The organism is Simplicispira suum (genome assembly GCF_003008595.1).
GTDB classification, from domain to species: domain Bacteria; phylum Pseudomonadota; class Gammaproteobacteria; order Burkholderiales; family Burkholderiaceae_C; genus Simplicispira; species Simplicispira suum.
Genome location: NZ_CP027669.1, coordinates 2,770,636 through 2,785,120, shown reverse-complemented (window position 1 = coordinate 2,785,120; position 14,485 = coordinate 2,770,636). Strand labels below are relative to the sequence as shown.

The window sequence follows — 14,485 nt, the reverse complement described above, 5'->3', positions numbered from 1 at the left end:
GAAGGGCCTCTCGGCAAAGCCCGTCGCAACCTGTCGCACCGCATGACCGACACGCCCCACACCCCCATGATGCAGCAGTACCTCGCCCTCAAGGCCGGGTACCCCGACACGCTGCTGCTCTACCGCATGGGCGACTTCTACGAGGTCTTTTTCGCCGATGCCGAGAAGGCCGCCCGCCTGCTCGACATCACGCTGACCCAGCGCGGCCAGTCGGCCGGCCAGCCGGTGGTGATGGCGGGCGTGCCGTTTCACGCACTTGAGAACTACCTGGCACGCCTGATCCGCATGGGCGAATCGGTGGCCATTGCCGAGCAGGTGGGCGACGTGGCCACCGCCAAGGGGCCAGTGGAGCGCAAGGTGGTGCGCGTGGTCACGCCCGGCACGCTGACCGACACCGAATTGCTGTCCGACAAGCAGGAGTCCACCTTGCTCGCGGTGCACGCCGGCAAGCGCGCGCGCTGCGGCCTGGCGTGGCTGAGCGTGACGCAGGGCTGCGTGCTGCTGGCCGAATGCGCGCAGGACGAACTGGGGGCCTGGCTGGCCCGTATTGCGCCCAGCGAGCTGATCTACAGTGCCGGCGTTACCGAGCGCTTTGAAGACCACCTCAAAACCCTGCGCCAGCAAGGCGCGTTTGGCTGCCCCGTGGCGCCGCGCCCGGACTGGCAGTTCGACACCGCACTGGGCGAGCGCACGCTGCTGGCGCACCTGCAAGTCGCCACGCTTGAAGCCTTTGGCGCGCACGAACTGCACGAGGCCCATGCCGCCGCGGCCGCGCTGCTGCACTATGCCGAGCACACCCAGGGCCGGCCGCTCACACACATCCACAGCCTGCGCGTACAGCGGGGCAGCGAGCTGATCGACCTGCCCGCCAACACCCGGCGCAACCTGGAACTCGTCAAGACGCTGCGCGGCGACGACGCGCCGACGCTGTTCTCCCTGCTCGACACCTGCATGACCGGCATGGGCAGCCGCCTGCTGCGGCGCTGGCTCTTGGAGCCCGAGCGCGACCGCGCCCCGGCCCGCGCGCGCCTGTCGGCCACGACTGCGCTGCGCGAGGGCGGCAACTGGACGCGCCTGCGCGCCGCGCTCAAGGGCGTCTGCGATGTGGAGCGCATCACCGCCCGCATCGCACTCGGCCAGGTGCGCCCGCGCGAGTTGCTGGCGCTCGGCCAGACGCTACAAAAAACAGAGCTGCTAGCGCAATCAGGACAAGCGCTAGAGCCCTATTTGACTCATATTTTTGCTGCCCTCACGCCGCCCGCCGATTGCACCGCCCTGCTGGCGCGCGCCATCGCCCCCGAGCCGGCCGCGCTGGTGCGCGATGGCGGTGTCATTGCCAGCGGCTTCGACGCCGAGCTGGACGAGCTGCGCGCCATCCAGACCAACTGCGACGCCTTTCTGCTCGACCTGGAAGCGCGCGAGCGCGAGAGGAGCGGCATCGCCAACCTGCGCGTGCAATTCAACAAGGTGCACGGCTTTTATATTGAAGTCACGAGCAGCCAGCTCGCCAAGGTGCCCGAGGACTACCGGCGCCGCCAGACGCTGAAGAACGCCGAGCGCTTCATCACACCCGAGCTCAAGGCGTTTGAAGACAAGGCGCTGTCGGCCTCTGAGCGGGCCCTGTCGCGCGAGAAGTGGCTTTACGACCAGGTGCTGGCCCAGCTCCAGCCCCACATCCCGCAGCTGACCCGCCTGGCCGAGGCGCTGGCCACGCTCGATGTCCTCTGCTGCCTGGCCGAGCGCTCGCTCACGCTGAACTGGTGCGCGCCGCAGTTTGTGGCCGAGCCCTGTATCGAGATCGACGCCGGTCGCCACCCGGTGGTCGAAGCGCGTCTGGCAGAAACATCGAGCGGCGCCTTCATCGCCAACAGCACACGCCTCAACGCCAACACGCGCATGCAGGTCATCACCGGCCCCAACATGGGCGGCAAATCGACCTACATGCGCCAGGTGGCGCTCATCGTCCTGCTCGCCAGCATCGGCAGCCATGTGCCGGCGGCCAGTTGCCGGCTGGGGCCCATCGACGCCATCCACACGCGCATTGGCGCGGCGGACGATTTGGCCAACGCGCAGTCCACCTTCATGCTGGAGATGCTGGAGGCCGCACAAATCCTGCACGCCGCCACGCCGCACAGCCTGGTGCTGATGGACGAAATCGGCCGCGGCACCAGCACCTTCGACGGCCTGGCGCTGGCCGGCAGCATTGCCACGCAACTGCACGACAAAACCCGCGCCTTCACGCTGTTTGCCACGCACTACTTCGAGCTGACCGAACTGCCCGCCAAGGCGCGCCACGCCGTCAACATGCATGTGAGCGCGGCCGAATCGGGCAGCGACATCGTCTTCCTGCACGAGATCTCCCCCGGCCCGGCCAGCCGCAGCTACGGCATTCAGGTGGCGAAACTGGCCGGCATGCCGGCCACCGTGCTCAACCATGCGCGCCACGCACTCGAAGCCCTGGAGGCGCGCGCCGGTGAAGGCAAGCTGCAGGTGGACCTGTTTGCCCCGCCGCCAGCCCCCGAAATGAACGCGCCCAGCCGCGTCGAAGCGGCCTTGGCGGCCCTCGACCCCGACAAGCTCAGCCCGCGCGAGGCGCTTGACGCGCTGTACCAGCTCAAGGGCGCGCTGCCGCGAACTTGACCCGCCAATTTTCATGCCGCATGATGGCATGACGCGCAACAGGAGCCATGCCATGTTGAAGGAAGTCGGCGCCAGCGGCCAGATATCGCTGGGCAAGAAGTACGCCGGGCAGTTGTTTCAAGTCGAGACTCTGGCGGACGGCAGCATCGTGATGCGCCCCGTCAAGGTGGTGCCGGCCACCCCATCGGTGCAAGAGGAGCCCGCCCGCTACGGCGCGAAGCCCGTGCCCACCGCGCACACCGCGCAATGGGCCGAGCAGCACGCCGAGCAAATTGCCCAATACAACGCCTGGGCGACTGAGCGCGAGCCTTACTCTCAGCGCGTGCGCCGCTGGCGCAGCGAAGGGGTATGAGTGGCGCGCTTCGACATCTACCCCAACCCCATAGAGCCCGACCGGGCCGACTTCCCCTTTGTGCTGGAAATCCAGAGCGATCTGCTCTACCAATTTGCCGAGCGCGTCTGCGTCCCGCTGGCCCGGCCCGGCGCCTTCCCGGGCATGACCGCGCGCTTCAACCCGGCCATTGTGGTGAGCCACCACACAGTGCACCTGCACCCTCTGGGCATTGCCGTTTTCTTGCAGTCTGAGTTGCGCCAAAGCTGCAACAGCGCCAAAGCGCAGATGCTGGAAATAGAGACCGCACTCGACATGCTGCTGCGCGGCTATTAATTCAAAACCTGCCCCGCCATGACCCCTCAAGACTTCATCGCCAAATGGGGAACGCCCGGCGGCGTCCCCGGCCCCGCCTACGCGCTCAACGAAGAGCAAGGCGCGCAAAGCCACTTTCTCGACCTGTGCGAGCTGCTCGATGTCCCCAAGCCCGGCAGTGCCGAGGGCTACCGTTTTGAAGAAAAAAGCGCGGTCATCGGCGGCAAGACCGGCTATGCCGACGTCTTCATGCGCGGCGTGTTCGCGTGGGAGAACAAGGCGCCCGGCAAAAACCTGGACGCAGCCCTCAAGCAACTGCTCACCTACAGCCTGGCCCTGGCGAACCCGCCCATTTTGGTGGTGTCCGACCGGCTCACCATTCGCATCCACACGCAGTTCACCGGCCACCCGAGCGAAACGCACGAAGTACGCATTGCCGAGATGGACCAGCCCGAAAACCTGGCCCTGCTGCGCCGCATCTGGCTGAACCCCAAAAGCTTCAAACCGCGCCAGACCAGCCGCGACATCACCGAAGCCGCCGCGCGCAGTTTTGCCGCCTTGGCCGAAGGCCTGCGCCAGCGCGGCGGCGCACCCGGCGCTGCCGCGCCCGCCGTGCAGCAGCGCGCCAACGAAGTCGCCCACTTCCTCACGCAATGCCTGTTCTGCTTTTTTGCCGAAGACGTGGGCCTGCTGCCCAGCCGCATGTTCGAGCGGCTGCTGAACAACAAAACTGCCACGCCCGAGCGCCTGAGCCAAGGCCTCACGCAGCTGTTTGCCGCCATGCAAAGCGGTGGCCTGTACGGTGTGGACGACATCCCGTGGTTCAACGGCGGGCTGTTTCAGACCATCGCCGTGCCCCAGCTCAGCGCGCCCGACCTGGCCGAACTGCGCCGCGCCGCCGAACTCGACTGGAGCGCCATCGACGTCTCCATCTTCGGCACCCTGTTCGAGCGCGGGCTTGACCCGGCCAAACGCAGCCAGCTCGGCGCGCACTACACCGACCCGGCCACCATCGAGCGCCTGATCGACCCGGTTATCCGCAGGCCTTTGCTACAAGAATGGGAGCTGGTTGCGCAGCAAATACAAGCGCTGGCGGCCAAAATAACCAAAAAAGGCGACAAACACTACCGCGCCGCGCACCAGCACTTCATCACCTGGCTCGACCGCCTGAAACACTACCGCGCGCTCGACCCGGCCTGCGGCAGCGGCAACTTCCTCTTCCTGGCCCTCAAGTGCCTGAAAGACATCGAGCACCGCAGCCACCTGCAAGCCGCCGAGCTGGGCCTGGACCGCGAGGCCGACCTCGTCACCGGCCCGCACAACGTGCTGGGCATCGAACTGAACGAATACGCCGCCGAACTCGCCCGTGTCACCATCTGGATTGGCGAGCTGCAATGGCGGCTGGCGCACGGCTACGAATTCAAGATGAACCCCGTGCTCGACGCTCTGGAACACATCGAATGCCGCGACGCCCTGCTGGCCTGGCCCGCCGAGCCGGCAGGGTCTGACCCAAATTTCCCGCACGGCACCGCGCAGGCTTTGAGCACCACCAGCGCGGCGCAGGCTTTGGGCGCCACCAGCGCGGCGCAGGCTTTGAGCGCCACCAGCGCGGCGCAGGCTTTGAGCGCCACCAGCGCGGCGCAGGCTTTGGGGTCGGATCCCGATTTCGCGCAGCGAAACTCGGGCTCCGACCCCAAACCCGGACCACAGGGCACCACCACCGCCAAACCGCACGAAGCCTCCTGGCCGCGCGCGGACGTGGTCATTGGCAACCCACCGTTTCTGGGCGACAAGAAGATGCGCGCCGAGCTGGGCGACGCCGCCACCACTGCCCTGCGCGCCACCTACGCAGGCCGCGTACCCGGAGGCGCCGACTTGGTGTGCTACTGGTTCGACAAGGCCCGCGCGCAGATCGCCGCCGGGGAGTTGCAGCGCGCCGGCCTGGTGGCGACCAACTCGATTCGGGGAGGCGCCAACCGCAAGGTTCTGGACGCCATCTGCACAGAGACGCGGATTTTCGAGGCTTGGAGCGATGAAGCGTGGGTGAACAACGGCGCGGCGGTTCGCGTGTCGTTGCTCGCATTCGGAAAGTCAGAACAAGCAGCGCAGCTAGACAGTGCAAAAGTCAGCAGCATCCAGGCCGGTCTGACTTTCAACGCCGAGCAAACGGGAGACCTCACGGATGCGCAGCGCCTGCCGGAAAACGGGCGCACCAGCTTTCAAGGCCCGGTTCTAGTGGGCAACTTTGATGTGGAAGGATCTGTCGCCAGGCAATGGCTGGCGATACCCAACCCACACGGAAAATCGAATAGCGAAGTCGTCCGCCCTTTGACCAATGGAAAGGACATCACCAGCCGATCGAGAGGCGTGTGGGTTGTGGACTTCAACGCCCTTTCGCAAGCAGACTCATCTTTATATGAACAACCGTTTTCGCATGTTGAGACCCATGTGAAACCTGTCCGCGAAACAAATAGAGATGAGTCGAGGCGTCTGCGCTGGTGGCTACATGGACGCTCGGGAAAAGATTGGCGCGAATCCACTCGCTTGATTTCCCGCTATATCGCTACCTCTCAAGTCTCAAAGCACCGCAACTGGGTGTGGCAACACACCCAGACATGGCCTCATCAAACCGTGATCGCCATCGCCCGCGCCGACGACACCACTTTTGGCATCCTCCACAGCCGTCTCCATGAGCTCTGGTCCATGCACATGGGGACGTGGCTAGGCGTCGGCAATGACGCCCGCTACACCCCCACCACCTGCTTCGAAACCTTCCCCTTCCCCGCCGGCCTCACCCCGCTCGACACCGCCCACCAGCGCACAGAAGCAGTCGCAGGCGGCGCGCTGATTCCAGCCGGGCTACCCGGCGCCACGCCCGAAGCCCCCGGTGCACCTAGCACGCCCAAAACTCAGAATTTTGAAGAAAATCAGCCTCTAGCGCTTATGGGAGTAGCGCAGCCAGCTATCGAAACCATAGTATTGCGACAGCACGCCACCGCCATTGCCCAGGCCGCACACCGCCTGAACACGCTGCGCGAAGCCTGGCTGAACCCGCCCGAATGGACAACCCGCGTGCCCGAAGTGGTGCCGCTGGGCATGGACGCGTCGCCCTACCCCGACCGCATCGTGGCCAAGGCAGGGTTTGAAAAGGAGCTGGCCCAGCGCACCCTCACCAAGCTCTACAACCAGCGGCCCGCCTGGCTGGCTGCGGCGCATGGGCAGCTCGACGCGGCCGTGGCGGCGGCCTATGGTTGGGACGACTACACGCCGGAAATGCCGGACGACGAAATCCTGCGCCGCCTGCTGGCGCTGAATCTGTCGCGCAGCGCCTCTGAGAACCCCTGATTGAGAAACCAAACGGCATGTCAGCACCTGCCCACCCGCCCGAAGGCCGAGCCGACGACGAAGACCGGGCCGTGGACGTGCACGCCCCCGAAGTGCCCGCCAGCGTGCGCCAGGCGGTGCTGGCCATCGCGCAGCCTGGCGACCAGCTCTGGCGCTGCCCCAGCCGTTCAGCCCCGCGCGGCGCGCTGGGCATTCTGGGCGTGGGGCGGCGCGGCGTGGTGATCGAATGGTGGCTGCTGGATGCCAAGGGCGATCTGATCGAAGCCTTCTGGGAAACCGATTAGCCCCAACAAGCCAAACCCCCATGCGCAGTGCCACTGTCGGTCTTGGCCGACAGCCATGCGCTGGTGCAAGGTCTAGCATGGTTGCCGCACCTGAACCCTCACACGCTCGGGTGCTGCCACGTTTGACTGCCCACCTTCCCGTGCCGACGACAGCTGCGAACGCATAGAAAACCCCAGTCGACGCGGAAGAACAGGACGATGGCATGCAGCTCGGAATGATTGGATTGGGACGCATGGGGGCCAGCATGGTCACCCGCTTGCTGCGCGGCGGGCACGATTGCGTGGTGCACGACCACAACCCGCAGGCTGCAAAGGATTTGGTGGCCCTGGGCGCTACGGGCAGCACCAGCCTGCAAGATTTTGTCTCTGCGCTCAGCGCGCCGCGCGCGATCTGGCTCATGGTGCCGGCTGCTGTGGTCGATGGTGTGCTGGACGATCTGCAGCCGCTGCTCAGCCCCGGCGACACCGTGATTGACGGCGGCAATTCGTACTACCACGACGACCTGCGCCGCGCCGCTGCGCTACAGGCCAAGGGCATCCACTACCTCGACGTCGGCACCAGTGGCGGCGTGGCGGGCCTCACGCGCGGCTACTGCCAGATGGTGGGCGGCGAGGCAGAGACGGTGGGCCGCCTGGCCCCGATTTTCGAAACACTTGCGCCCGGCGCCGGCGCCATTGCCCCCACGCCCGGCCGCAAGGCGGGCAGCGGCACGGCCGAGCGCGGTTGGCTGCACTGCGGCCCGCACGGCGCCGGGCACTTTGTGAAGATGGTGCACAACGGCATTGAGTACGGAATCATGGCCGCCTACGCCGAGGGGCTGAACATCCTGCACCACGCCGATATTGGCAAACGCGATCACGCGGTCGACGCCGAGACCACGCCGCTGCGGCACCCCGAGCATTACCAGTACGCACTCGACCTGCCCGAAATCACCGAACTGTGGCGGCGCGGCAGCGTGATTGGCTCGTGGCTGCTGGATCTGACCGCCGAGGCACTGGTTGCCGACCCCAAGCTCGATGGCTTCGCAGGGCGTGTGTCGGACTCCGGCGAGGGCCGCTGGACGGTGCAGGCCGCCATTGACGCTGCGGTGCCGGCACCGGTGCTGAGCGCTGCGCTCTACGCCCGCTTTGGCTCGCGCGGCGAGTCGGACTTTGCCAACCGCGTGCAATCGGCCATGCGGCACGAGTTTGGCGGGCATGTGGAAAAGGACGGCCCCGCCACGCCAAAGGGAGGACATTGACATGGCAGAGGCCGACACGCATCCACACACCCACGCCGACGCTCTGGTGGTGTTTGGCGCTACCGGGGATCTGGCGCACAAGAAGATTTTTCCGGCGCTCTACGCCTTGCATTTGCGCGGCGAGCTGAAGCTGCCGGTCATCGGCGTGGCCTCGTCGCCCTGGAGCCAGGACGAGTTTCGCGAGCGTGCACGCTCCAGCGTGCAGGCGGCGGGCGTCGCGGCCCAGGCCGACGCAATGGACAGCTTCCTCGCGCAGCTGCAGTACGTCAGCGGCAACTACAAGGAAAGCGCGACCTTTGATGCACTGAAGAAAGCGCTGGGAGCCGCCAAGCGCCCCGCCCATTACCTGGCCATTCCGCCCGCCCTGTTCGCCGTGGTCATTCGCAGCCTGGGCGCCGCAGGTCTTGCCAAAGACGCCCGCGTCATTATCGAAAAGCCCTTTGGCCGCGACCTGGCTTCGGCCCGTGCCCTCAACACCGTGGCGCGCGAAGTGTTCCCGGACGACGCCATCTACCGCATTGATCACTTCCTGGGCAAGGAAGCGATCATGAACTTGCTCTACTTCCGGTTTGCCAACGCCTTCCTGGAACCACTGTGGAACCGCCAGCATGTCAAAAGTGTGCAGATCACCTTGGCAGAAAGTTTTGGCGTGCAAGGGCGCGGCAGTTTTTACGAAAGTGCCGGGTGCCTGCGCGACGTGGTGCAAAACCACTTGCTGCAAATCGTCGCCCTGCTGGCGATGGAGCCGCCCGGTGGCCAGCACTTCAGCGCGGTGCAGGCGGAAAAATTCCAGGTCCTGAATGCCATACGGCCGCTCAACCCCGACGACCTGGTGCGCGGCCAGTACGAAGGCTACCGCGATGAGGCGCAGGTGGCGGCAGACTCTGACGTGGAGACGTTCTGCGCGCTGCGGCTGCACATTGATTCGTGGCGCTGGGCCGGTGTGCCCTGGTTCTTGCGCTCCGGCAAATGCCTGCCCACAACCGCCTGCGAAGTGCTGGTGCGGCTACACCCCCCACCAGTCGGGCTGTTTGACGACGCCGTCTCCGGTGGCACCGACGTGAACCACCTGCGTTTTCGCCTCTCGCCGCATTCGGTGATCGCGCTGGCAGCGCGCGTCAAACGTGCGGGCAAAGCCTTCACCGGCGAGCAGAAAGAACTGGTGCTGGCCGAAGAAGAGGCAGGCGAACAAAGCCCCTACGAACGCCTGCTGGGCGACGCCATGGCGGGCGACCCGGCCTTGTTCGCCAGCGAAAACGCCATTGAGGCCGCCTGGCGCGTGGTCGACCCGGTGCTCACCAAGCATGCCCCTGCAACACCCTACCCACAGGGCAGCTGGGGCCCCGCCGCCGCCGATGCGCTCATGGCGCAGCACGGCGGCTGGAACAACCCGATGGCGAAAGCCGTTGACGCAAAGGACACGCTATGAACCCGACCCAACAACTGCACGAGCTGGGCCAGAGCCTGTGGCTCGACAACATCACGCGGCCGCTGATCGACAGCGGCGCGCTGGCGCGCTACATCACGCAATATTCGATCACCGGGCTGACCTCGAACCCGACCATCTTCGAGCATGCCATCGGCAAGTCGGACGCCTACGACGAGGCCATCGCACGCGGCAGTGCCAAGGGCCAGACCGGGGAGGCGCTGTTCTTCGACCTGGCCATCGCCGACCTGCGCCGCGCCGCCGACCTGTTTCGCCCGACGTTCGACGCCACCGATGGCATGGACGGCTGGGTGTCGCTGGAGGTATCGCCCCTGCTCGCGCACGACGCCCAGGGCACGGTCGCTGCGGCCAAGCACCTGCACCAGTTGGCCGACCGGCCGAACCTGTTCATCAAGATTCCGGGCACCCCGGAAGGCGTGGTGGCAATCGAAGAGTCGATCTTTGCCGGCGCTCCGGTCAACGTCACCCTGCTGTTCTCGGCGGCGCAGTACCAGGCTTCGGCAGAGGCCTATTTGCGCGGCATCGAGCGGCGCATCGCCGCAGGGCTGGACACAAAGGTGCGTTCGGTCGCCTCGCTTTTCGTCAGCCGCTGGGACGTGGCTGCCAACAAGACGCTGCCGGAGCCGCTGCACAACCGCCTGGGCATCGCGGTGGCCGCGCAAACCTACCGCGCCTACCGGGAGCTGCTGGCCTCGTCGCGCTGGCACCGCCTTGCCGCCGACGGCGCGCAGGTGCAGCGCCTGCTGTGGGCCAGCACCGGCACCAAGGACCCGGCGGCCCCCGACACCTTGTACGTGGAGGCGCTGGCTGCGCCCGATACCATCAACACTTTGCCGGAAAAGACCTTGTTTGCCTTGTCAGACCATGGAAAGGTCCAGCAGCACCTGAGGAACGACGGCGGGGATGCCGACGCCACGGTTACCGCCTGCCGCGAAGCAGGGGTCGACGTGGACGCTCTGGCCGAACAATTGCAGCGCGAAGGGGCGGCGTCGTTTTCGCAGTCCTGGAGCAAGCTGCTGGAAAACCTGCAAGCCAAGGCGAAACCACTGGGCAGAACATCACAGCCATGAACGATTTCTTGAGCGAAGCCGCGTCCGCAGATCTGACGCGCACCCCTGCCTGGCAGGCGCTTGGCGCACACCACACGCATGTGCGCGCGCAGCACCTGCGCGAGCTGTTTGCGCAGGACCCGCAGCGCGGCGAGCGCCTGACGGCGGAAGCGGCAGGCTGGTACCTCGATTATTCAAAACAGCGCGTGACAGACGAGACGCTGCGCCTGCTGCTGGCGCTGGCCGAGCAGTGCGGCCTGCCAGCGCGCATAGCCGCCATGTTTCGCGGCGACGCCATCAACACCACCGAGCACCGCGCCGCCCTGCACACGGCCTTGCGAGCGCCCGAGGGCACGCAGATTCTGGTGGACGGCATTGATGTGGTGCCCGAGGTGCACGCCGTGCTGCGCCGCATGGCAGCGTTTGCCGACGCAGTGCGCAGCGGCGCCTGGCGCGGCCACAGCGGCAAGCGCATTCGCAACATCGTCAACATCGGCATCGGCGGCTCGGACCTCGGGCCGGTGATGGCGTACGAGGCGCTGCGCCACTACAGCCAGCGCGATCTGTGCTGCCGTTTTGTCTCGAACGTGGATGCGACGGCGCTGGCCGAGGCCACGCGCGACCTGGACGCCGCCGAGACGCTGTTCATCGTCTGCTCCAAGACTTTCACCACGCTGGAAACCTTGACCAACGCGCACGCGGCGCGCGCCTGGTGCGTGGCGCAGCTGGGTGATGAGGCAGCGGTGGCCAGGCATTTCGTGGCGGTGTCCACCAACGCCGAGGGCGTGGCCAAGTTCGGCATTGCTCCCAAAAACATGTTCGAGTTCTGGGACTGGGTGGGCGGGCGCTACTCGATGGATTCGGCCATTGGTCTCTCGCTCATGGTGGCCATTGGTCCCGAGCAGTTCCGCGACATGCTCGCCGGTTTTCACGCCATGGACCAGCATTTCCAAAGTGCCCCGCTGGCACAGAACCTGCCGGTGCTCATCGGCCTGCTGGCAGTGTGGAACACCAACTTTCTCGGTGCGCAGACGCAAGCCGTGCTGCCTTATGCGCAGTACCTGAGCCGCTTTCCCGCCTACCTGCAGCAACTCACCATGGAAAGCAACGGCAAGCACATGACGCTGGACGGTGCGCGGGTGGGCTACGCCACGTCGCCGATCGTCTGGGGCGAGCCAGGCACCAACGGCCAGCACTCGTTCTACCAGTTGCTGCACCAGGGCACGCCCATCGTGCCATGTGACTTCATCGGTTTTTGCCAGACGCTCAACCCGCTGGCCCCAGACGCCAGCGGCAGCGACAGCCAGCACAACCTGCTGATGGCGAACTGCTTCGCGCAGACCGAGGCACTGGCGTTCGGCAGGACCTTGCAGCAGGTGCTGGCGGGCGGTGCCGACCCTGCCGTAGCGCCGCACCGCAGCTTCGAAGGCAACCGCCCCAGCAGCACGCTGCTGGCCGAGCGACTGACGCCGCACAGCCTTGGCGCGCTGGTGGCGCTGTACGAGCACAGCGTGTTCACGCAGGGCGTGGTCTGGAACATCGACTCGTTCGACCAGTGGGGCGTGGAGCTGGGCAAGGTGCTGGCCGGCACCACGGCAAAAGAACTGGCCGCCTTGGACGCACCGCAGCTTGCGCACGACAGCTCGACCAATGCGCTGATGCAGCGCTACCGCAAGCTGCGCAAGGAAACACCATGACCGCCCCCGAGACAAAAACAGCGCCAGCCACCAAGCTGGACCAGTTGTGCATCAACACGCTGCGCACGCTCGCCATCGACATGGTGCAAAAGGCCGAGTCCGGCCACCCCGGCACGCCCATGGGCGCGGCGCCCACGGCCTACTGCCTGTGGCAGCGCTACCTGAGCTACGACCCGCACGCGCCCGCCTGGCCGAACCGGGACCGCTTCGTGCTCTCGCCGGGCCACGCCTGCGCCCTGCTCTATGGCCTGCTGTTCCTCTGCGACGTGCAGCCCGGCAGCGGGGACGATGCACCCGGATCGCTTGGGAAACCAGTCACGCTCGACGAGATCAAAAGCTTCCGCCAACTCGGCAGCCGCTGCACCGGCCACCCCGAGCACGGCTGGACCACCGGGGTGGAAACCACCACCGGCCCGCTGGGCCAGGGCGTAGCCACGTCGGTCGGCATGGCGATTGCGCAGGCCTGGCTGGCCGCCACCTACAACCGGCCCGGCTTCTCGCTGTTCGACCACAAGGTGTACGCCCTGGCAAGCGACGGCGACATGATGGAAGGCGTCAGCGCTGAGGCGGCTTCGCTGGCAGGCCATTTGCAGCTTGCCAACCTGTGCTGGATCTACGACAGCAACCACATCAGCATCGAAGGCGCCACCGGCATCACATTCACCGAAGACGTGGGTGCGCGCTTTGAGGCCTATGGCTGGCGCGTGCTGCATGTGCAGGACGCCAATGCGATCGAGCAGCTCTCGGCTTGCCTGAATACCTTTGTGACTGCGCCGAGCCTGCCCACGCTCATCGTCGTGCAAAGCCATATCGGCTATGGCGCGCCGCACAAGCAGGACACCAAGGAAGCGCACGGCGAAGCGCTTGGCGAGGAGGAAGTGCGGCTCGCCAAAGAGTTCTACGGCTGGGACCCGGATGCGAAGTTTCTGGTGCCGGACGCAGTGCCCACGCATTTCCAAGCGCAGTTCGGCCAGCGTGGCGCAGACGCGCACGCAGCGTGGAAGACGCTCTTCAAAAAATACCAGGCGCAGTACCCAGACTTGGCGCTGCAAATTGCCCACATGCAAGCCAGCATGCTGCCCGAAGGGTGGGACGCGGCATTGCCAAACTTTGAAGCCAATGCCAAAGGCGTCTCCACCCGCGACGCGGCGGGCAAGGTGCTCAATGCGATTGCCAAGCAGGTGCCTTGGGTGCTGGGCGGCGCGGCAGACCTGGCGCCCTCGACCAAAACCACGCTGAGCTTCGACTTTGCCGGCGTCTTCGAACCAGGGTCGCTTGCAGACAGCGGCGAGCCTGCGAGGGCCGACGCTCGCGGTTACGCCGGACGCAACTTTCACTTCGGCATCCGCGAGCACGCCATGTGCGCGGCCGTGAGCGGCATGGCGCTGGCCGGGCTGCGGCCGTTTGGGGCGGGTTTTTTGATCTTCACCGACTACGCGCGCGGCGCAATGCGCCTGGCCGCCATGATGGGCCTGCCGGTCAACTATGTGTGGACGCACGACTCGATTGCCCTGGGTGAAGACGGCCCCACGCACCAGCCGATCGAGCAACTCGCCTCGCTGCGCGCCATGCCCGGCATGGTCGTGCTGCGCCCGGCAGACGCGAACGAGACGGTGGAAGCCTGGCGCATTGCCATGCAGACGAGCGACTGCCCGACCAGCCTGGTGCTCTCGCGCCAGGCCTTGCCAACGTTGGACCGCACGCAGTACGCAAGCGCGGCTGGCGTGGCCCAAGGCGCCTACGTACTGGCCGATTGCGAAGGCGGCAGGCCTGACGTTCTGCTGCTGGCTACTGGCAGCGAAGTGGCGCTGTGCATCACCGCTTTCGAGCAACTGAAGAAGGACGGGGTGCGCGCCCGTGTCGTCAGCATGCCGTCGTGGGAGCTGTTCGAGCGCCAGGACGCAGCCTACCAAGAGAGCGTGCTGCCCGACGCGGTGCAGGCGCGCGTCTCGGTAGAAGCGGGCTCGGGCCTGGGCTGGGAGCGGTACGTGGGCCGGCACGGGGCCATTCTGGACATGCACTCGTTTGGCATGTCGGCGCCGGGCAAGGACGTGATGGCGCATTTTGGATTCGACGCCGCGCATGTGGTGCGCGCTGCGCAAGAGCAGCTGCACCGCCACACAGCCAAGTCGTAGG

The 14,485-nt window shown here is 66.2% G+C and carries 10 protein-coding genes; all 10 read left to right on the top strand.

Annotation, left to right across the window (positions count from 1 at the left end; genetic code table 11):
- The first annotated feature begins 42 nt into the window (after window positions 1-42).
- The 10 genes from mutS (at window position 43) to tkt (ending at window position 14,484) form a co-directional block, all read left to right on the top strand.
- Window positions 43-2,640: a DNA mismatch repair protein MutS gene (mutS, locus tag C6571_RS12935; protein WP_106447047.1), complete on the top strand. Its 2,598-nt coding sequence runs from the start codon at window positions 43-45 to the stop codon at window positions 2,638-2,640.
- A gap of 52 nt (window positions 2,641-2,692) precedes the next feature.
- Window positions 2,693-2,992 carry a hypothetical protein gene (locus C6571_RS12930; RefSeq protein ID WP_146139334.1) on the top strand — a complete coding sequence of 100 codons (300 nt, stop codon included), beginning with the start codon at window positions 2,693-2,695 and terminating at the stop codon, window positions 2,990-2,992.
- Entirely contained in the window at window positions 2,993-3,307 is a 315-nt protein-coding gene (locus tag C6571_RS12925; RefSeq protein WP_106447045.1) for a CcdB family protein, read from the top strand. It begins immediately after the preceding gene.
- Window positions 3,308-3,325: 18 nt separating this feature from the next.
- Window positions 3,326-6,631 carry a class I SAM-dependent DNA methyltransferase gene (locus C6571_RS20005; protein ID WP_245901276.1) on the top strand — a complete coding sequence of 1,102 codons (3,306 nt, stop codon included), beginning with the start codon at window positions 3,326-3,328 and terminating at the stop codon, window positions 6,629-6,631.
- 17 nt (window positions 6,632-6,648) lie between these two features.
- Window positions 6,649-6,915: a hypothetical protein gene (locus tag C6571_RS12915; protein WP_106447044.1), complete on the top strand. Its 267-nt coding sequence runs from the start codon at window positions 6,649-6,651 to the stop codon at window positions 6,913-6,915.
- A gap of 203 nt (window positions 6,916-7,118) precedes the next feature.
- A complete protein-coding gene (gnd, locus tag C6571_RS12910) occupies window positions 7,119-8,156 on the top strand; it encodes a phosphogluconate dehydrogenase (NAD(+)-dependent, decarboxylating) (protein WP_106447043.1) in 1,038 nt (345 codons plus the stop codon).
- A gap of 1 nt (window position 8,157) precedes the next feature.
- A complete protein-coding gene (gene zwf / locus C6571_RS12905) occupies window positions 8,158-9,585 on the top strand; it encodes a glucose-6-phosphate dehydrogenase (RefSeq protein ID WP_106447042.1) in 1,428 nt (475 codons plus the stop codon).
- Window positions 9,582-10,673 (top strand): transaldolase, encoded by a 1,092-nt coding sequence (tal, locus tag C6571_RS12900; RefSeq protein WP_106447041.1) that lies wholly within the window; start codon window positions 9,582-9,584, stop codon window positions 10,671-10,673. The genes zwf and tal overlap by 4 nt, the downstream gene beginning before the upstream one ends.
- Window positions 10,670-12,349 (top strand): glucose-6-phosphate isomerase, encoded by a 1,680-nt coding sequence (pgi, locus tag C6571_RS12895; RefSeq protein ID WP_106447040.1) that lies wholly within the window; start codon window positions 10,670-10,672, stop codon window positions 12,347-12,349. The genes tal and pgi overlap by 4 nt, the downstream gene beginning before the upstream one ends.
- Complete coding sequence (tkt, locus tag C6571_RS12890; protein ID WP_106447039.1) at window positions 12,346-14,484, top strand: transketolase; 2,139 nt, start codon at window positions 12,346-12,348, stop codon at window positions 14,482-14,484. Before pgi ends, tkt begins: the two co-directional genes overlap by 4 nt.
- The last annotated feature ends 1 nt before the right edge of the window (window position 14,485 follow it).

Excerpts from the sequence above, each read along its gene's own strand:
- zwf (WP_106447042.1), top strand. The coding sequence starts at position 8,158 with ATGGCAGAGGCCGACACGCATCCACACACCCACGCCGACGCTCTGGTG.
- C6571_RS20005 (WP_245901276.1), top strand. The coding sequence starts at position 3,326 with ATGACCCCTCAAGACTTCATCGCCAAATGGGGAACGCCCGGCGGCGTC.
- gnd (WP_106447043.1), top strand. The coding sequence starts at position 7,119 with ATGCAGCTCGGAATGATTGGATTGGGACGCATGGGGGCCAGCATGGTC.
- tal (WP_106447041.1), top strand. The coding sequence starts at position 9,582 with ATGAACCCGACCCAACAACTGCACGAGCTGGGCCAGAGCCTGTGGCTC.
- pgi (WP_106447040.1), top strand. The coding sequence starts at position 10,670 with ATGAACGATTTCTTGAGCGAAGCCGCGTCCGCAGATCTGACGCGCACC.
- C6571_RS12915 (WP_106447044.1), top strand. The coding sequence starts at position 6,649 with ATGTCAGCACCTGCCCACCCGCCCGAAGGCCGAGCCGACGACGAAGAC.
- mutS (WP_106447047.1), top strand. The coding sequence starts at position 43 with ATGACCGACACGCCCCACACCCCCATGATGCAGCAGTACCTCGCCCTC.
- tkt (WP_106447039.1), top strand. The coding sequence starts at position 12,346 with ATGACCGCCCCCGAGACAAAAACAGCGCCAGCCACCAAGCTGGACCAG.
- C6571_RS12930 (WP_146139334.1), top strand. The coding sequence starts at position 2,693 with ATGTTGAAGGAAGTCGGCGCCAGCGGCCAGATATCGCTGGGCAAGAAG.